Raw genomic sequence first — 19580 nt, forward strand, 5'->3', positions numbered from 1 at the left:
ATCATAGTTTTTTTTAGTGCCTACCATTTTACCATTTGCAAACGTTACCTCTGTATATGCACCACTGTTTTCTGCAATTTTGTAGCTTCCATTTAAAAGTTTATTGTCTGTTTTAAATAATGTTTCCTTACCAAAACGTTGTGTATCTACGTTTTCCCACATTAGGTAGTTTACTTGTGCATTTGTAGTTACAGCAAGCAAAAAGGTTAGTATTAGTACAATGTTTTTCATAATAATTTTTTTTAACTAAATGTTAGTTTGTTTTCTGTTATTTAATTTTTTGGCTAGAACAAGTTAATATTCTAAACTCTCTGCGTTTAGTTCATCTACATCTAATTCTTCTGGTTCAAGTTGTTCTGTAGTTACATTAATATGAAACTCTTTAAGTAACTCATAAACATAATCTGCATTACCTTCATGATGTCTTCTAGCCCAAAATGTATATAAATAAGTTAATCTGTCTTCAGTTTTTAAATCAGTTGTTAAATAAGTTTCTTTTTTATAGGTAGAGTAGTTTTCATACTTTAAAATAGTTTTTAATTCTTTTAAAATGCTATCATCTACAGTTTTAGAAATAAAGTCATCAATTTCAATATTATTACCTTCTTTGGCCATAGAATATATTTCTTTCAGTATATATTCATTTTCTCCAATATCATCATGAATTAATAATGAGGATTTTAACATAGCCTCTGCACCAGAGTTTTTATAAATTTTATTATTTTCAAAAAGCTTGTAAATATTATCTTTAACTTGTGGAGTAAATATTTTTTTTAAACTTTCTGGACTTCTATCAATTTTAGAAACTATATAAGAATAATATTCGCTTTTTGTTTCAAAATCAGAAAACCCATTGTAAGAGTAAAAAAAATAGCTAACTGCAATACCTCTACGTGCATCACTATTATCTAGATCAAAACTATCAAAGAGATGCTGAATCATTTGTTTTTTATCAGTTAAAATGTCAATAGATTCTGCTATTATTGAATTTTTAGACTCTTCAGTTTCCTTATTTTTAGCTATTTCATCTCTTAGACCAGCAATAGTATTATTTAATCTTTCATTTTGTCTTTCTTTGGTACTACTTCTTATTTTTTCTTTTTTAATTACTTTTTCTAATTCAACTATTTTATCATTAGTACTAGTCTTTTTACAAGAAATAACCAGAGTAATAATAAGAGCAATTATAATTTTTTTTATCATTGGATTTAATTTTGATTGTTATTTAGTTCTAGCATTGTTTTTTAATGAAAGAACTATTACAACTATCAATATTAAGTATATTACCCTGAGCGGTAATTAGCCAATTAATATTCGTAAGGTATTATTGTATTTTTGAATGATGATGTGCTTAGAATTATAAAACCCTATTATTTTTATTTATAGCTTCTTTGTAAATTTTTGAATCTCTTAACTGTAGATCTGTTGCTAATGCTTTTATATAAGTAATACCTAAATCTTCCCACTCACTAACTTGTGCAGCATTCAATCTTATTTCTCTAACCTGGTTTGCAATACCGCCAAGAAAAACCCATAAATGGTAATGGTTTGTACTTGTTTTACTAAATATATAAAACCAATCTTCCCAATGTATAAGGGTATCTTTAGATTTTAATAGTTGTAAATGTATTTGCTTAATACTTATGTTATTATCAAGTACAGATAGCTCAAAAAAATCTTGGTTACTATTGTTTACATAGTTAAATATTTCTGATTTATTTTTATCAGATAGCTTATAATCTACCTTTAAAAAGATGACTAATTTTTCTAAATCTGTAAAGTTTAATGAGGTTTTGTAGTAGTACAATTTATTTTGCCAAATTTTATAATTAGCAGTAATTTTAGATAAAATAAACTTGTCTGTTTTGGTATAAATTAAATCTAAAGGCATATTAAATTCATTGTATTTAATTATAATTTAGTAAGCAGTACTTCTTTAAAATATTTATAATAAATTTCATCATTATAATAGCCCGAATTGTCGTTCTCTAAAAAAAATAAAAGCTCTTTATCTGGTAAAAAAGATAAAATAATGTTCTCAAAACCATCATCTATAATAAACGTATTTGTATCTTCTGTGTGTAAAATTTCAATATAGTCTGATGAGTAACTAATTTGATCTTTAAGAACACGTAAAGATTCTTTAGTGTATTTATTTTTTATTTTGATTTCTTTTTTAACTGGCGTTTGCTTTAAGTCTTTTAATAATTTAACTAAAGATGAATCTTTAACAATTGAAAATTCAAAATCTAACTTATTAGGTTCGTAAGTGTACCTAAAATTTTTAGGTTGCCTTTTGGTGTTTACAATTATAGTATCTATAAGAGAATTACTAAAATACCTTGGGAAATGTAACGGAACAACATTGTCTAGTTTTTCCCAATTTAGTTCTTTTTGGTTTTTATCATTTAAATGTTTTGCCATACGTAGTATGTCAATATTTTCATATAAAATTTCAGTATCTGTAATGTCTTTATTAAAACCTGGTATTTTTTGACTATGAAAAAGGTCAAATCCTTTTTTTAACCTATTGTATTTAAAGTGTATTAACTCTAAACCAGATATTATACTTGTACTATCTGCATAATCAATCCTATTATGTTGCTTTATTAATTTTTCTTTAGTTATAGCTAATGAATCTTCACTAGGTAAAAAAAACAAAAAAGTATTTCTCATCCCATCAGATCTAAAATCTTCTTCTTGGGTTAAAAATCGTATTGGGTTATATTTATTTACCTCTTCGGTAATTACTAAATCTCCTACCTTAACTCTGTATTTACCAACAGTACTTTTAAAAGCTCTAAAATTTATAGGAACCAATAATTTTCTATCTTCTTCGGTTACATATCTACAAACTGATGGTTCAGAAATTAAATTTTTAATGTCCTCATCAGTAGGTATTTTTAGCGTGTCTTCTAGTTCTGGGGTTATATAAAAAGTATCAAACCTTAAATTTAAATCTAGATTTAGGCAACCACTTAAAAGGAAAATACAAGCTAGTGCTAAAGTTAATTTTATGTAGAATTTCATTTTGTTTTACATTAAGTTTAAAAGAGCATTTATTCTAGTTCTTTAATCATAATATTTTTAAAAGCTATGCCTTGGCCTTCTGCTTGTAGTCCAATATAGCCACTGGTTAGGGGAGTGCCATCAATTTTAAGTTCTGGATTATAACCGTGTACAACACCGCCACCAATTTTTGGTTTGGTATATTCTAAAACCTTTACGCCATTAACTTTGTGTATAATTAGAGAGTCTCTGTAAACAATAAGTTCACCTTGTACCCATTGGTCCCATTTAAATGTTTTAGAAGTAGATCTAATACAGTGGCGAGCATCTTCTTTTCCTTTAAAAACTATATCTGTACCAGGAGAACACATATTACCTGTAGGTCTTGGTTCACCTTCTTTTTCCTCTGCAAGTATTTGGTATTCTATTGATATTGGCCAGTCTTGTTCTTTTAAAATAGTTTTAGGATCTTGAGAGTGAAACATAATACCGCTGTTTCTGTACGTAAATTTAGGAGCATCTTTTAACCATTGGTCTGTAAACTTATATTCAAATTTAAGATGATATGATGAAAATGGCTCATTGTAAAATAAATGTCCATTACGCTTATCAAAAGTTGTGTAATCGTCATAATTTACAGCTATAGTGCCATTGGTTACTCTAAAGGTATTTGCATAATTATCTCCCGTAACGTGGTGATTTAATTTAGGAGTCCACCCGCTTAAATCCTTGCCATTAAATAAACTACGCCATTCTCCTTTATCACTTTTTACTTTTTTACTACCACAAGAAATGGCAATTACTATTATAAGTACTGTTAAGCACGTTTTTACTGTTTTCATTATGGAGTTTTTTTAATGGGTATAAGTTATGGTGTTTATTTATGTAGCTAAATATAAATATTTATGTATTAGAAGTCTTAAATGTAATGGTTTATACGGAGTAAATGAAGTAAAAACAAAAAAGCGCTTAGTTATAATACCAAGCGCTTCACTTTATTTTTGTATAAAATTAGTTTTTAATATGCATCTACATATAAAACTTGTCCGGTTATAAAACCATCTACAGACCTTTCAAAAGCTTTACCAACCAGTCTCCCTGGTACTGGTTCAAAACCAGGCATCATTTCTCCGTAAACATCCCAAGCTTCTTCTAATACAGTTGGGTTTATAGAGTTTACGCGTATACCTCTTGGCATTTCAAAAGCAACACATTTTACAAAAGTATCTATAGCCCCACTAGTAGTGGCATCTGCAATTGCAAACGGAATAGGTTTTACGTTTAAAATTCCTGTTATTAAAGTAAAAGAACCCTTGTCTGCAATATATTCTTGGCCAATACGTACAATGTTTATTTGCCCCATCATTTTACTTAGTATAGTGCTCATCCATTGCTCCTCTGTCATTTCTGTAAAGTTTGCGTATTCACATACTCCAACTGTGTTTACAACAGCATCAAAATGCCCTACATCTGTATATAATTTTCTTAAAGATGTTTCACTAGTAATATCTACCTGATAGTCATAATTTCCGGCAGAACGTCCTGCGGTTATAATTTTATGTTTCTTAAGACCAGTTAACGCCGCTTGTCCCATTTTTCCGTTTGCTCCAATTAAAATTATTGTTTTCATATGATATATTTTTTGTGTTAAAAATCATATGCAAATTTATTATGAGTTAGTAGGGTAGGACTAGGACATTTGTCTAATAATCTATATTAGCTCTTATTCTGCTTAAATGTCTTTGTGTAACTCCTAGGTAAGAAGCTATATAAACTAAAGGAATTTCTTTAATATACTTTGGCTGTTTAGTTATTAAATCTAAATAGCGTTGTTGTGCTTTATCTTTTTGATGATTAAAAATCCATTTTTCTAGTTCTAGATATTCTTGTTCTGCAATTATTTTTAAAAACTGTAGCCAATTAGTATTAGATTTTGCTAAGTTATTTAAGGTTGTTTTTGGAATAGTAATTATTTTAGAATTGGTTAATGCTTGTATATTTTCTTTAGATCCCTCACCTGATATAAAAGATGAATAAGCCATTAATAAACTATTTTGAAAAGTGAAGCAATAAGTAATTTGATCTTGAGAATTTGAATAGTAAAAAGAGCGAAAGATGCCAGAAACAACAAAAGAAATATTGTCGCATATTTCATCTTCCATTAAAAAAAAGTCATTTTTTTTTAATGTTTTATACTCGCAGATATCAAGAAAATTTTCAATCTCTTCATTACTAAATAAATTAAATGATTCTAAATATGCCTTCATTGTATCTTTCAATTTTTATGAGCTGTAATTATTCTAATATAGTAAAGAATATAAGGTTTATAAGTATAGAAGCTTCCTTTTTTTTAAATGCACACCTATAAGTGTTTTAATTTTAGCCCTTTATAATTTGAGTTAATCTTTGCATAAGCAGTTTCATCAATTAATATAACAATCAAAAGTATTGCGGTTTTGTTACATTAAATACGCATATCCTAAAGCATTAATAAAAATTAAACGCAACTTTGTTGCATTAGCGATTGCTTTATATATATTTGCGCACCAATAAATAATTTAAAACATAATATGAAAAAGATTAATTTTTTGCCTTTTTTGGCAGCAACTATTTTATTTACAGCTTGCTCTAAAGATGATGACAGCTTAGATGATCAAGTAGATCATAATGATGATCATAAAAACGTTTCGTTATTAATTTCTGATGTTAATTCTACAGAAATTAACTTTTTAAACCCATATAGTAAAGAGGTTCAAACCTACCAAGCATCTTATGCTAAAGGTGCTGTATATGCTACAGAATCTGGTAGATATGGTGTTATAACACATAGAGATAATAATTACACAGAAACTTTTAATATTGGAGGAGAAATTGATCACGGAGATCATAGTCATGATTTAGGTGAAACCGGTTTAGCAGCTATAGGTTTTGAAAGTGAAAAACCAACTCATTTTAAATCTGAACATGGTTACGTAGCGGTTTATAATGATGGGGATGCTACGCTTAGTATTTTTAATGAGGAAACAATTGTAAATAGTAGCGCAGTTAAACACATAGCAACAGGTACAGTTGCTCACCATGGTGCTATGGTATTTTTTAAAAACGGTACTATAGCTGTTACTAATTTAGGAGATGGCGCCAGCTTACCTTTAAAAGTACACATTATAAATGAAGACGGAGAAGTTGTATCAGATGAAGAGCAAAGCTTAGTTACATCTGGTATTCACGGTAGTGCAGGCAATAATACTACAGCAATATTTGGTTCTAACACAGGAGTTTTAGTTGTAGATGATTCTGGAGATCAAAAAATTATAGATTACCCATCTAGTTTTGAAGAAAATGTATGGTTTGGTAGCCTTTTAGCAACTAGCTCATCTAATTTATTTGTTGGGTATACCACAAGTAAAGGTGTATATTTTATAGATATAGACACAGAAGAAATAACACCAATACATGAAACTACAGAATTATTTAAATGTATGGTTTCTAAGGATAAAGAAGAAATTGTAAGTTTAACTAAAAGTGGAGAATTAAAAGTAACAGATGTATCTACAAAAACAGCAGTATTTAACACTGTTTTATCTGTAGATATGGATACAGAATCTACAGGACATACATCTGTAACTAGCTCAATAGATTATTATGACAATTATTTATTTGTTTCTGTACCGTCTACTAAAAAAGTAATACAATACAGTTTAGATGATATGGAGATTAGTAATGAGTTTCAATTAAATATTACTCCTTACCAATTTAAAGTTTTAGCTTACGATATAGAGCACTAGAAATAACTTACCTTATAAGAGAAAAACCGAGTCTTTTGCTCGGTTTTTTTTCACTAAAAATTTGAGTTTAACTAACTCTTTTTTAGAACTATATATGATTATTTATTTCCCAATACAAAAATTAGCAAAAATATTACCAAGTAGTTCATCATTAGATACTTGACCTGTAATTTCACCCAAATGGTACAAAGCATCTTTTAAGTCTATAGCTAGTAAATCTCCAGATATACCACCATCCATACCAAGTTGTACTCTTTCTATACCTTCTAAAGATTTTAATAGCGCATCAAAATGCCTAGTATTGGTAACAATAGTTTCGTTATTACGTAACGCGCCTGTATTTACAAACTCTAAAAGTTTATTTTTTAAGGTTTCTACGCCATCGCCTGTTTTGGCAGATATAAATAGAGTAGAAGGTATTTCGGCCTCTATAGTTTCTATTTGCTTAGGTGTGTATAAATCTTTTTTATTAGTAATTACCACAAGTGTTTTTAAAGGAAACTGATTTTTTATTCGCTCAATTTCTATTTTAATACTTTCTAAGTTTTCAATAGCAGGTGTAAGCGGACTTAAATACAATACCACTTGGGCTTGTTCTATTTTTTCAAACGTTTTTTTAATACCAATACTTTCTACAACATCTGCAGTTTCTCGTATACCAGCCGTATCTATAAATCTAAAACCAATACCACCAATAGCTATTTCGTCTTCTATAGTATCTCTTGTGGTACCAGCAATATCACTTACAATAGCTCGGTCTTCATTTAAAAAAGCATTTAATAAGGTAGATTTACCCACGTTTGGTTCGCCTACAATGGCAACCGGAATTCCGTTTTTAAGTACGTTACCAACAGCAAAAGAATCTATTAGTCTTTTTAAAACTTCTTGTATTCTAGACAATAGCGTTATAAACTGCGTGCGATCTGCAAACTCTACATCTTCCTCTGCAAAATCTAACTCTAGCTCTATTAAAGAGGCAAAATTTAAAAGTTCTTCTCGTAATTTTTTAATTTCTGATGAAAATCCGCCTCGCATTTGCTGCATTGCAATTTGGTGACTAGCCTCATTGTCAGACGCTATTAAATCTGCAACGGCTTCAGCCTGACTCAAATCTAACTTACCGTTTAAAAAGGCACGTAGCGTAAATTCACCAGCATCTGCCATACGGCAACCATTGCGTAAAAACAACTGTATAATTTGCTGTTGTATGTATTGTGATCCGTGACAAGATATTTCTATAACATTTTCACCTGTATACGAGTTAGGACCTTTAAATAAAGACACCAAAACTTCATCATACACCTTTGCATCATCTACAATATGACCCAAATGTATGGTATGCGTTTTTTGCTTGGTTAAATCTTTGTTACGTACAGACTTAAATTTAGCGTTAGCCAAAGTAATTGCGTCTGGCCCAGAAAGCCTAATAACTGCTATGGCACCAGCGCCAGAAGGTGTTGCTAATGCAACTATGGTATCTTGTGAAAACATAAATGCAAAAATACAAATTATTAAAGTTGATGAGTATTCATTTTTCATTAAATAAATACAGTGACTAACATCATAACGTAAGTTGTAACTTGTTAAATAAATGGTGAATCGGTAAAAAAGCAACTATGCATCATAACAAAAAGTTAAATCTCATATAGTTAAGATGTGTAATTATATTTTTGTTAACAACTAACAAAAACCTAACAAACTCAAAAATCTAAAAAATGATTAAAAAAATGGCCTTGTTGCTATTGTTTGCCGTATGTACTACGGTAACATTTGCACAAGAAGAAACTAGTAATGTGCCAACACCTAACTATAGGCAAGCGGCAAAATTTTCACCAGATAATTTAAGAAAAATTGTACATTCTACAACTGTTCGTCCAAACTGGTTAAAAAAAGGAAATCGTTTTTGGTACCAGTATAAAACTACAGAAGGTGCTAATTTTTATTTAGTTGATGCCGATCGTGGTACTAAAACCAAATTATTTGATAATGCTAAAATGGCAAAATGGCTTACTTTAATTACTAAAGATCCATACGATGCTAAACATTTACCACGCTTAAATTTTAAGTTTGTTAAAAATGAAACTGCAATACGTTTTAGAGTAACATCTAAAGAAAAAGTAGATGTAGTAGAGGATAAAAAAGATGATAAAAAGAATGATACCATTTCTAAAGACTCTACTAAAGCTAAAGCCCCTAAAAAAGCTCCTAAAAAAGAAAACAAAGTTTATTATTTAGAATATAAGTTAGGTGGTAATGGTTTAACTATTATAAATAATAAAAAGGAAGACGAAAACAGAAAACGTTGGGCTAATATTTCTCCAGATAGCACAGTTGTATTATTCTCTAAGCAAAACAATTTGTATTGGATGGATAAATCTAATTATTTAAAAGCTGTTAAAGACGAAAAAGATACTACAATTGTAGAACACCAATGGACCAAAGATGGTGTAGAAAACTACAGTTACGGTGGTGGTTCTTGGGGAGAAAACAACGAAACTAAAGAGGAGAAAAAAGACGACAGAAAAGGTATTAGAGGATATTGGTCTCACGATTCTAAAAAGTTTGTGTATCAACGATCTGATTCTAGAGATTTAAAAGATTTGTGGGTTATAAATTCGGTCGCCAAAAAAAGACCAACTTTAGAAACTTATAAATACCATATGCCTGGAGAAAAAGAGTTCTCTAAACCAGAAATTTTGGTTTTTGATATACCTTCTAAGGAAATGCTAACAGTAAAGTTAGACACTACAATACAACAGAGTATTGATATTTACAACGCACCTACTAAAAAAATGAATTATAGTGATGATTTTAGACCAACGTTATTGCTTTCAAAAAAAGGAAAAATTTATTTTAGTAGCACCAGCAGAGATCGTAAAAAAGTAACTATTAACGTTGCAGATATTAATACAGGTGATGTTAAAACACTTATTAAAGAAGAACTTAACACTTATGTAGAGACTAAAGACATTGTTTTATTTAATAATGAACAAGAAATAATTCAATGGTCAGAGAGAGATGGTTGGGCACATTTTTATTTGTATGATGCAAACGGAAATTTAAAAAACCAGATTACAAGTGGTAGCTACCATTCTAACAGTTTTATAGGTGTTAATGAAAAAGAGCGCACATTATACTTTACTGCAAATGGTGTTACACCAGACCAAGACCCATATTATGAGCACTTATTTAAGATTAATTTAAATGGTACAGGATTAAAAAATCTTAATAAAGGAGATTTTACTACAAACACTAGTATGTCAGATTCTAACCAATTTTTTGTTAGTAACTACTCTAGAGTAAATACTGTACCTAAATCTGAACTTAGATCTAGTAACGGTAGGGTTGTTTTAAAGTTAGAAGAGGCAGATTTGTCTGCGCTAATGGCAACAGGTTACAAATTTCCAGAACCGTTTAAAGTAAAGGCAGATGATGGTATTACAGATCTTTATGGAGTTATGTATAAGCCATTTAATTTTGATGAAACTAAAAGTTACCCACTTATAGAGTATGTGTATCCAGGACCACAAACAGAAGCTGTTAACAAAGCTTTTTCTGTATCTATGAACAGATTAGATAGGCTAGCGCAAGTTGGTTTTGTTGTGGTTAGTTTAGGTAACAGAGGTGGTCACCCAAACAGGTCTAAATGGTACCATAATTACGGTTATGGCAATTTAAGAGATTATGGTTTAGCAGATAAAAAATATGTTGCAGAGCAATTGGCAGACCAACATTCTTATATAGATATCTCTAAAGTAGGAATCTTTGGGCACTCTGGAGGCGGATTTATGTCTACAGCAGCAATGTTGGTTTATCCAGACTTTTTTAAAGTAGCGGTTTCTTCTGCAGGTAATCATGATAACTCTATGTATAACAGTTGGTGGAGTGAAACGCACCACGGTGTAGAAGAGGTTAAAGATGCAAAAGGTGTAGTTAGTTATAAATATGATATTGATAAAAACCAGACTTTAGCATCAAACTTAAAAGGAAAATTAATGTTAGTTACTGGTGATGTAGATAATAATGTACACCCAGGAGCTACAATTAGAATGGCAAATGCATTAATTAAAGCAAATAAGAGATTTGATTTTATGATGATGCCTGGTCAAAGACACGGTTTTGGTAGTATGACGGAGTATTTCTTTTGGCTAAAAGCAGATTATTTTAGCAAACACTTTTTAGGTGTAGAAGCTACAAATGTAGATATGTTAGAAATGAATAGAGCTAAACCAAAGCACTAATTATATAAAAGCATAATAGTTTATTTAAGCGCCTGTATTGTAATAAATACAGGCGTTTTTTTTGTTTTTAGGGTGATGAGTATTTTTCAATTAAAATAAAATTTTAAGATTTTAATGTAACATTTTAAATAATTATGCTACTGATATAGTATAACATCAAAATCAATCAAAAAATGGAAATCATCAATCAACACAAAACAACAACAAGGTCTGATAACGGATTATTAGCAGTTACACATTTAACACAACTATTACACTACTGCACAGGAGTAGGGGGCTTTATAGTTCCTTTGGTTCTTTGGTTAACAACAAAAGACACTGTAGATGGTATGAACGAGCACGGAAAGTCTATAGTAAACTTTCAGCTAAGCTTACTTTTATATATTGTAATTAGCGTGCCAGGTATATTGTTATTTGGTTTAGGACTTTTAGGATTTTTATTTGTAGGTATTATTGGTTTTATAATGCCAATAGTAAATGCAGTTAGAGCCGCAAATGGAGAGTCGCCAAGTAAATTTATGACCATTCCTTTTGTTTCATAACAAGTTAATAATAAGTACTTTATATAATCTATCTCTAAATTTATCTTTAGAGGTAGATTTTTTTTGTTTTTATATCAAATTTATGTTCTAATTTTGCACAACACACATTAACTATAATATAAACTATGAAAAAGATTGTATTAGCAGCAATGCTATTAAGTTTTAGTGCAACAAGTTTAGTAGCACAAGAGACAGAAACAGAAAAAGTAGAAAAAACTGAAAACACAGAAACTACTAAAACTACAGAGGAGGCTTTAAAAGCAGAAGAGGCTGCAAAATTGGCAGCAGTTGCAAAAGCAGAAGAAGCCGCTAAATTGGCAGAGAAAGCTGCAAAACAAGCAGAAAAAGAACAAAAGGCTGCAGATAAAAAAGCGAAGAAAGAAGCAAAAGAAATTAAAGCGAAAGAAAAAGAGGCTAAAAAAGCAGCAAAGCTTAAAAGTTCTATAGCAAAGCAAAACAAAAACATTTCTAAAGTAGAAAGAAAAATTGCCAAGTTAGAGAACAAACTATCTCAGGATACGGCGGCTGGTAAATTATCTCCTGTAGCTATAGAAAAGCTAAAATCTTCTATAGCAAAGCAAAAGCTTAAATTGGTAAAAGAAAATGTAAAGCTTAATAAATTAGAACGTAAACAATAGTTTAGTTTTAATTTTAGGAATAAAAAAAGAGGACATTACGTCCTCTTTTTTGGTTTTTTATGTTGGGTATTTTAGTTTATGCGTTGTTAAGCATAACTGGCATTACAAGCATAGTTACGTGCTCACCTTCATCTACACCATCAATAGGCGTTAAAATACCTGCTCTGTTTGGTAAACTCATTTCTAAAGAAACATCATCAGAACTTAAATTACCAAGCATTTCTACTAAAAATCTAGAGTTAAACCCTATTTGCATATCGTCTCCTTGGTAAGAACATGTTAAACGTTCTTCTGCTTTGTTACTGTAATCTATATCTTCTGCAGATATGTTTAATTCTGCACCAGCTACTTTTAAACGTATTTGGTGTGTAGTTTTGTTAGAGAATATAGAAACACGCCTAACAGAGCTTAAAAGCTGTGTTCTAGAGATGCTTAATACATTTGGATTCTCTTTTGGTATTACCGCTTCGTAGTTAGGGTATTTACCATCAATCAATCTACAAATTAGTTCTGTTTTATCAAAAGTAAACTTAGCGTTACTTTCGTTATACTCTATAGTAACATCATTTTCACTACCACCAAGTATACCTTTTAACAATGTTAAAGGCTTTTTAGGCATAATAAATTCTGCTACTTGGCTAGCTGTAACATCTGTACGTTGGTATTTTACAAGTTTATGAGCATCTGTTGCTACAAACGTTAGATTCTCTGGAGAAAACTGAAAAAATACACCACTCATTACCGGTCTTAAGTCATCATTACCAGCAGCAAAAATTGTTTTGTTAATTGCAGTAGCTAAAATATCACCTAAAATAGTTGTAGTACTTGGGTTAGATAATTCTACAGCATTAGGAAATTCTGCACCATCTACATACGCTAAAGCATATTTACCGTGGTTGCTACTAATTTCTACTGTATTGTTTTCCTCTACAACAAATGTTAATGGTTGCTCTGGAAAAGTTTTAAGAGTTTCTAATAATAATTTTGCAGGTAAAGCAATTGTACCTTCATTATCAGAATCTACTTCTAGAACAGAACTCATTGTAGTTTCTAAATCTGAAGCCGAAACAGTAAGACTGTTTTGCTTTAATTCAAACAAAAAATTATCTAAAATTGGCAATGTGTTACTGTTATTAATAACACCGCCTAAAACTTGTAATTGCTTTAACAAATAAGTACTAGATACTATAAATTTCATCAGCTATATAATTTTCTTCATTTATGGTTAGGCTCTCAAATGCCTTAAAGTCTTCTTAAAAATCTTAAAAAATCCTTGAAACAAAGATATTTTAATTGTCCTTTTAACGAAAACAAACTTATTAACACTTATTTACCGTATTTCTGCTTTCTGTAATAATTAAATATAAAACCAAATAGTAGCGTTAAAACCACTGGTAATGCTATGTTTATAAGTTGCCACTTGGTTTTTTGTGCCACTATTTTTTCTTTATCAAGGAACGGAATTGCAACTTTTTTTGTTCGGATGTTTATAAGTCCGCTATCATCTAACAGGTAATTTACGCTATTCACCATAAAATCTTTATTCCCGTATGCGTTGTTTGTCCATTTATCATAACCAAGCTGTAAAGGCTTTCCTTTACTTATTTGGTTTTTTATAACATCACCATCTGCAATAACCAACATTTTATTTTCTGCACCAACTTCTTTGCTGTTTTTTAAAGAAAAAGGTTTTACGCGGTTGTTATATACAGATTTAAATTTACCTTCTACCAAAACAGCTAAAGGCTTATTTCCGTTGTTATATTCTTCTTTATTAGGAGCCTTATTAACCAAATCTAAGCTAATAATATTTGGTGTACCTACCACTGTAGATAATGGAGAACTGTAATATAAAATATCCTTTTTATATTCGTTATTATCTAAAACATCTATAGAATTTGCAAACTGAAAACGCAATGCTTCTAAATTGTTGTTTATAGGATGATCGTTTCTAGAAAAAACCATTGGGTTAAATGGCCAAGGTACAGGATTGTATTGAGAGTTGTTACCGTCTCCTTGTGCTAAAACAATTTGTGTAGCGTATATATCTTTAACCAAAACAGGGTTTATGCGTAAGCCGTATTTAAAGAAAAAATCTTTTAAATTTAAGTCTTTAGGAAAAGCTAAAGATTGCCCTTCTTGGTTAAATAAACTATCTAACTCCATACTTACATTATCTATAAGCCACATAGATTTACCACCATTTATAATGTACTGGTCTAGCAAGTATTTTTCTTTATCTGTAAAAGGCTCTGTAGGTTTTGCTATTAAAGCAAGATCATACTCTTGCAATTGCTCTAAGGTTTTTTGAGGATTACTAGCAACAGAATCCAATGTAAAAGCACCAATATTATAGTATTCTTTAATGGTAGACAGGTAATCTGCTAAATAAATATCTTTTAACTCACCATTACCTTTAATAACAGCTATTCTCTTTTTTTCTTTAATACTTAATTTACTAAAAGCATCTGCAAAAGAATACTCTAAATGCTGTATAGAGTTAGTAACACGGTCTTCTGTAGTTGCGCCTAGTTTATTTTTTAGCAAGGCAACTTTTACTGTTTTGTTATTGTAGTTAACCATTGCCCAAGGAAAAACAAATTCCTGAGATACTTTACCATTTTCTTCTACAGTAACATTAGCAGGCGTTAATCCTAATTTTTGCATTTCTGCAATTGCATTTTCAGACGACCCTGTGGTTTCTAAAGGATTAATAAAGTTGAATTTTATATTGCTATTTTCTGCTTTAAATTCTTCTAATATTTGTTTGGTTTCGGACTGTAATTTTACAAATTCGCCTGGCATTTCGCCTTCTAAAAGAACATCTATAATAACAGGGTTTGTAAAATCTTGTACAGTTTCTAATGCAGCATTAGATAATGTGTATCTACTATCTTCTGTAACATCTATTCTTGTATATATAAAGTTTGATGCTATGTTTAATACAACTAAAGCAATAAAACCAATGGCTACGGAGGTAAAAGTCTTTTTCATTACTGGTTTAAGTTTTTAAGTTGAATAACTGTTAAAAACAAGAAAAACACTGTTAAGCTAATAAAGTAAATTAAGTCTCTTGTATCTATAACACCACGTGCAATACTTTCAAAATGTGCTTTCATACCTAATGATGCAATTGCAACAGAGGTTCCACCATCTGTAAATAAAGTACTAATACCCTGAAAACCGTAAAAACATACAAAACATAAAATAAGTGCCAATAAAAAAGCAACTATTTGGTTTTGAGAAAGGGTAGAGGCAAAAATACCAATAGCAGTATAGCTAGCCATTAAAAATAAAAGTCCAAAATAAGAACCAAAAACTACTCCCATATCTATGTTACCAACAGTTTGCCCAAGTTGAGACAAAGAGTACACATATAAAAAGGTAGGTATTATAGCAATTATAACTAAGGTAAGCGTACCTAAAAATTTGCCTAAAACCGTTTGCCATAAAGAAATTGGTTTTATAAAAAGTAACTCTAAAGTTCCTGTTTTTCGCTCCTCAGAAAAGCTTTTCATTGTAATAGCAGGTATTAAAAATAAAAATATCCAAGGCACTAAAAAAAAGAAGTTACTAAGGTCTGCAAAACCGTAATCAAAAATATTATATTCTCCTTTAAAGACCCATAAAAACAGGCCGCTAAATATTAAAAACAAGCCAATGACCATATAGCCAATTGGCGACGTAAAAAACGATTGTATTTCTCGTTTGTAAATGGCGTACATCTAATTAATTTAAGGTTTCATTTTTATTTACAGTCCAAGCCTCTGGCTTAGCAGCAAATAATATTTTGGTTTTTGCCCAAACACCAGTAAATAAATCTGAGTGTCTGTAAACATCTAAAGCATTTTCATTATCCCAATAACTATAAGTAAAAAATATAGTTGGGTTATTTTTATCTTGGTATAATTCTAAAAAATTACAACCATCAAAATTTCTAATTAAATGCTTAGACTCATTAAATATGTTTTCAAAGCTAACAATATTTTCAGTTTTAAACGTCAATTTTACAATGCGTACTATCATTTATAAAAAATTAATGGTTATTGTGTCTCTGTAATCTAACCCTAATAGGGTAGATGCGCCACCAACTGTAGTTAAATTACTTTTATAAATAGCAAGTTCTAAAAATTGAGATGAATTAAACAAAGCTAACAAGTCACCAGGACCATTACGTCTATTTTTTTCAACCTCATAATTAATAATATCGCTATACTTATTATGTATTGTTTTTAAAACCTTGCCACGTACCCTAACCTCATAATCTCTACCGTTTTTATAAGCGTCAAATAAGTTTTTCTGAATATTACTTACCACATTGCCATAGTTATCTATATAAACAATGTTGCCTATAATAGTTTTGCCACCGTCTATAAGTTGTGGTACAAAATCTTTAAAAGTTTTTAAATTATCAAACGGTTTGCCAACAACTTCCATTTTTCCGCCACGTGCCAAGTGGCAAGCAGCTTTTACAAACACATCATAAGTTGGGAAAGACCCATCTTTGGTGTCTGGTATATTAATAGAAACTATTTTTTCGGGTTTAACTTCAGAAGTTATTAAACAAACAACACCGTTGTTTGCACTAATAAAATAATGTCCGTCTACGTAAGTAATTATATGCTCGTTTTCTCTTGTTAACTCGGCATCTACGCCAACAATATGTACTGTTCCTTTTGGGAACGTTTTATATGAGTTTTTAAGAATATAGGCACATTCCTGTATGTTAAATGGGTTTATGCTATGAGAAATATCAACAATGGTAGCATTTTCAACCTCGCTGAAGATTGCTCCTTTAAGTGCGCCAACAAAATGGTCTTTGTATCCAAAATCAGTAGTTAGTGTTAGTATTGTCATTTATGACTGTTGATATGTTTTTTACCGTGGTGCAGTGATTTTGATTAAATTTGTTATACAAAATTACATAAAAAAATAGCCAACTAAAATTTATATTTACGTCCTAACCTTTTAATACATTTTTTCATTTGAACGAAATCATAATTGAACTCACAGAAATAAGTCCCAGAGAATTTTTTGGGCATCAAAATGCGCATATAGATTTATTGAAAAAATACTTTCCTAAACTGAAGATTGTTGCTCGTGGTAGTAAAATTAAAGCCTACGGAGATGATGAGCATTTAGAAGAATTTGATAAGCGTTTAGCAATGCTTATGACACATTTTGCTAAGTATAATAAAATAGACGAAAATGTTATAGAAAGAGTCTTTACTAGCAATAGTCAAGACGACTATGCTACAAAAGTAAGTAGTGGAGACGTTTTGGTACACGGTGTTAGTGGTAGGCTAATAAAAGCACAAACCGCAAACCAGCGTAAACTGGTAGAGGCTGCTAAAAACCACGATATGGTTTTTGCTATAGGCCCAGCAGGTACTGGTAAAACTTATACAGGTGTAGCATTAGCTGTTAAGGCATTAAAAGAGAAGCAAGTAAGGCGTATTATTTTAACTAGACCGGCAGTAGAAGCAGGAGAAAACTTAGGTTTTTTACCCGGAGACTTAAAAGAAAAGCTAGACCCTTATATGCAACCTTTGTATGATGCTTTGCGTGATATGATACCTGCAGAAAAACTAGCACATTATATAGAAAATGGTACCATACAAATTGCTCCTATGGCATTTATGCGTGGTAGAACATTAGATAATGCCTTTGTTATTTTAGATGAAGCACAGAATACAACACACGCCCAAATGAAAATGTTTTTAACACGTATGGGTAAAAATGCAAAGTTTTTATTAACAGGAGACCCAGGGCAGATAGATTTGCCACGTAGGGTAATTTCTGGATTAAAAGAAGCTTTACTAGTACTGGGCAATGTAGAAGGTATAAAAATTATTTATCTTGATGATAAAGACGTTGTAAGGCATAAATTGGTTAAAAAAGTTATAGAAGCATACAAAAATATAGAGCATCAAAATTAAAATGTACTAATGAACACAATTATAGATACCAATTTTAAATTTCCTAAACAATTAGACGTTTACAAGGGTAAGGTTAGAGAAGTATATCGTTTAGAGAATGATATTATGGTAATGGTAGCAACAGATAGGCTTTCTGCTTTTGACGTGGTTATGCCAAAAGGAATACCTTACAAAGGGCAAATTCTAAACCAGATTGCTACAAAAATGATGAATGATACAGCAGATATTGTTCCTAACTGGTTGTTGCAAACTCCAGATGCTAACGTTGCTATTGGTCACGCTTGTGAACCTTTTAAGGTAGAAATGGTAATACGAGGTTATATGTCTGGGCACGCTGCACGTGAGTATAAAGCAGGTAAACGTACGCTTTGCGGGGTTACAATGGCAGATGGTTTAAAGGAGAACGATAAATTTCCTACACCAATTATTACGCCAGCAACTAAAGCAGAAATGGGAGACCATGATGAAGATATTTCTAGGGAAGATATTATTAAGCGCGGTATAGTATCTGAGGAAGATTACAAACAGCTTGAAGAATATACGTTTGCTTTATTTAAAAGAGGAACAGAGATAGCAGCTAAACGCGGTTTAATTTTGGTAGATACCAAATATGAGTTTGGAAAAACTAAGGATGGTAAAATTGTATTAATTGATGAAATACATACGCCAGATTCTTCTCGTTATTTTTATGCAGATGGTTATGCAGAACGTCAAGAAAAAGGAGAGGCACAAAAACAATTATCTAAGGAGTTTGTACGCCAATGGTTAATTAGTAATAATTTTCAAGGATTAGAGGGACAAACACTACCAGAAATGACAGATGAATATATAGCATCTGTATCTGAGAGATATATAGAATTATATGAGAATATTACAGGTGAAACATTTGTAAAAGCAGATATAACAGATATACAAAACCGTATAGAAACTAATGTTTTAGCTTGTTTAAAAACATTGTAGTACTGTAAAATATTTATAAAAAAGACCGCTATTTTATAGCGGTCTTTTTTATTTTTATACTTCTAAATTTTCTATAATAGATTTTAATTGTCCAGGTTTAATAGGCTTAATAATATATCCATTAATTTCAGATACATTATTAGCACGTTCTATATCTACAGGGTCAACAGACGAAGAAACCATATAAACAGTAATTTTTTTATCTAGTTTGGGTTTAAATTTTGCATATTCTTCCATAAACTGAAAACCGTCCATAATTGGCATATTGTTGTCTAGGAAGATTACATCTGGTAATTCATAATTATTTTCAAGATTGTCTAGCATAAAATCTTTTGCTTCTTCTCCATCAGAAAAAACCATAATTTTTTTTGCTAAGCCTAAGGCTTTTATTGTTTTTACTATTGTAAATTGATAGATGTCATCATCATCAATAATACAGATGTTAAAATGGTTTTTCATAATTATT

The 19580-nt window shown here is 30.6% G+C and carries 19 protein-coding genes and 1 pseudogene; 6 read left to right on the forward strand and 14 right to left on the reverse strand.

Features of this window, described 5'->3' with window-relative positions; genetic code table 11:
• The 7 genes and pseudogenes from ABJD66_RS07175 to ABJD66_RS07205 form a co-directional block, all read right to left on the reverse strand.
• Window positions 1–231, reverse strand: a pseudogene (locus tag ABJD66_RS07175) (toxin-antitoxin system YwqK family antitoxin); the annotation flags it as partial.
• 63 nt (window positions 232–294) lie between these two features.
• A complete protein-coding gene (locus ABJD66_RS07180) occupies window positions 295–1203 on the reverse strand; it encodes a hypothetical protein (protein WP_348129834.1) in 909 nt (302 codons plus the stop codon).
• 154 nt (window positions 1204–1357) lie between these two features.
• Entirely contained in the window at window positions 1358–1891 is a 534-nt protein-coding gene (locus ABJD66_RS07185; protein WP_348129836.1) for a hypothetical protein, read from the reverse strand.
• Window positions 1892–1911: 20 nt separating this feature from the next.
• Complete coding sequence (locus ABJD66_RS07190) at window positions 1912–3030, reverse strand: hypothetical protein (RefSeq protein ID WP_348129839.1); 1119 nt, start codon at window positions 3028–3030, stop codon at window positions 1912–1914.
• Window positions 3031–3059: 29 nt separating this feature from the next.
• The gene (locus ABJD66_RS07195; RefSeq protein ID WP_348129842.1) at window positions 3060–3851 is read right to left on the reverse strand and encodes a DUF1080 domain-containing protein; all 792 of its coding nucleotides are present in this window, start codon (window positions 3849–3851) and stop codon (window positions 3060–3062) included.
• 176 nt (window positions 3852–4027) lie between these two features.
• Window positions 4028–4639 carry a short chain dehydrogenase gene (locus ABJD66_RS07200; protein WP_100895695.1) on the reverse strand — a complete coding sequence of 204 codons (612 nt, stop codon included), beginning with the start codon at window positions 4637–4639 and terminating at the stop codon, window positions 4028–4030.
• Window positions 4640–4712: 73 nt separating this feature from the next.
• Window positions 4713–5276 carry a Crp/Fnr family transcriptional regulator gene (locus ABJD66_RS07205; RefSeq protein WP_348129844.1) on the reverse strand — a complete coding sequence of 188 codons (564 nt, stop codon included), beginning with the start codon at window positions 5274–5276 and terminating at the stop codon, window positions 4713–4715.
• A gap of 303 nt (window positions 5277–5579) precedes the next feature.
• Between ABJD66_RS07205 and ABJD66_RS07210 the strand changes: the two genes are divergently transcribed.
• Window positions 5580–6794, forward strand: a complete 1215-nt coding sequence (locus tag ABJD66_RS07210) for a hypothetical protein (RefSeq protein ID WP_348129847.1) — start codon at window positions 5580–5582, stop codon at window positions 6792–6794.
• 102 nt (window positions 6795–6896) lie between these two features.
• Here ABJD66_RS07210 and mnmE read toward each other — a convergent pair whose 3' ends face one another.
• On the reverse strand, window positions 6897–8285 hold the full coding sequence (gene mnmE, locus ABJD66_RS07215; protein ID WP_348129868.1) for a tRNA uridine-5-carboxymethylaminomethyl(34) synthesis GTPase MnmE: 1389 nt from the start codon (window positions 8283–8285) through the stop codon (window positions 6897–6899).
• A gap of 224 nt (window positions 8286–8509) precedes the next feature.
• On the opposite strand from mnmE, the gene ABJD66_RS07220 reads away from it, so the two are divergent.
• The 3 genes from ABJD66_RS07220 to ABJD66_RS07230 all read left to right on the forward strand — a co-directional run bounded on the left by ABJD66_RS07220 (window position 8510) and on the right by ABJD66_RS07230 (window position 12215).
• On the forward strand, window positions 8510–11035 hold the full coding sequence (locus ABJD66_RS07220; protein WP_348129849.1) for a DPP IV N-terminal domain-containing protein: 2526 nt from the start codon (window positions 8510–8512) through the stop codon (window positions 11033–11035).
• A gap of 173 nt (window positions 11036–11208) precedes the next feature.
• Window positions 11209–11577, forward strand: a complete 369-nt coding sequence (locus ABJD66_RS07225) for a DUF4870 domain-containing protein (RefSeq protein WP_348129852.1) — start codon at window positions 11209–11211, stop codon at window positions 11575–11577.
• A 125-nt stretch (window positions 11578–11702) separates the two neighbouring features.
• Window positions 11703–12215 carry a hypothetical protein gene (locus ABJD66_RS07230; RefSeq protein WP_303541537.1) on the forward strand — a complete coding sequence of 171 codons (513 nt, stop codon included), beginning with the start codon at window positions 11703–11705 and terminating at the stop codon, window positions 12213–12215.
• 76 nt (window positions 12216–12291) lie between these two features.
• Here the strand turns inward: ABJD66_RS07230 and dnaN are convergent, their stop codons facing one another.
• The 5 genes from dnaN to ABJD66_RS07255 form a co-directional block, all read right to left on the reverse strand.
• Window positions 12292–13413: a DNA polymerase III subunit beta gene (gene dnaN / locus ABJD66_RS07235; protein ID WP_100895701.1), complete on the reverse strand. Its 1122-nt coding sequence runs from the start codon at window positions 13411–13413 to the stop codon at window positions 12292–12294.
• 128 nt (window positions 13414–13541) lie between these two features.
• Window positions 13542–15209, reverse strand: a complete 1668-nt coding sequence (gene gldG / locus ABJD66_RS07240; protein WP_303541540.1) for a gliding motility-associated ABC transporter substrate-binding protein GldG — start codon at window positions 15207–15209, stop codon at window positions 13542–13544.
• Window positions 15209–15940, reverse strand: a complete 732-nt coding sequence (gldF, locus tag ABJD66_RS07245) for a gliding motility-associated ABC transporter permease subunit GldF (RefSeq protein ID WP_348129857.1) — start codon at window positions 15938–15940, stop codon at window positions 15209–15211. The genes gldG and gldF overlap by 1 nt, the downstream gene beginning before the upstream one ends.
• 4 nt (window positions 15941–15944) lie before the next feature.
• Entirely contained in the window at window positions 15945–16241 is a 297-nt protein-coding gene (locus ABJD66_RS07250; protein WP_100895704.1) for an antibiotic biosynthesis monooxygenase family protein, read from the reverse strand.
• Complete coding sequence (locus ABJD66_RS07255) at window positions 16242–17072, reverse strand: SAM-dependent chlorinase/fluorinase (protein ID WP_100895705.1); 831 nt, start codon at window positions 17070–17072, stop codon at window positions 16242–16244. It abuts the gene before it with no gap.
• A gap of 128 nt (window positions 17073–17200) precedes the next feature.
• On the opposite strand from ABJD66_RS07255, the gene ABJD66_RS07260 reads away from it, so the two are divergent.
• Together ABJD66_RS07260 and ABJD66_RS07265 are read left to right on the forward strand one after the other, a co-directional pair.
• A complete protein-coding gene (locus ABJD66_RS07260) occupies window positions 17201–18154 on the forward strand; it encodes a PhoH family protein (RefSeq protein ID WP_100895706.1) in 954 nt (317 codons plus the stop codon).
• A 9-nt stretch (window positions 18155–18163) separates the two neighbouring features.
• A complete protein-coding gene (locus tag ABJD66_RS07265) occupies window positions 18164–19114 on the forward strand; it encodes a phosphoribosylaminoimidazolesuccinocarboxamide synthase (RefSeq protein WP_348129862.1) in 951 nt (316 codons plus the stop codon).
• Between the two features lie 54 nt (window positions 19115–19168).
• On the opposite strand, the gene ABJD66_RS07270 is transcribed toward ABJD66_RS07265, so the two are convergent.
• Window positions 19169–19580 (reverse strand): response regulator (locus tag ABJD66_RS07270; protein ID WP_348129865.1); only part of this gene is annotated, 412 nt, incomplete at its 5' end.

Source organism: Cellulophaga sp., from assembly GCF_039943695.1.
Taxonomy (GTDB): Bacteria; Bacteroidota; Bacteroidia; order Flavobacteriales; family Flavobacteriaceae; genus Cellulophaga.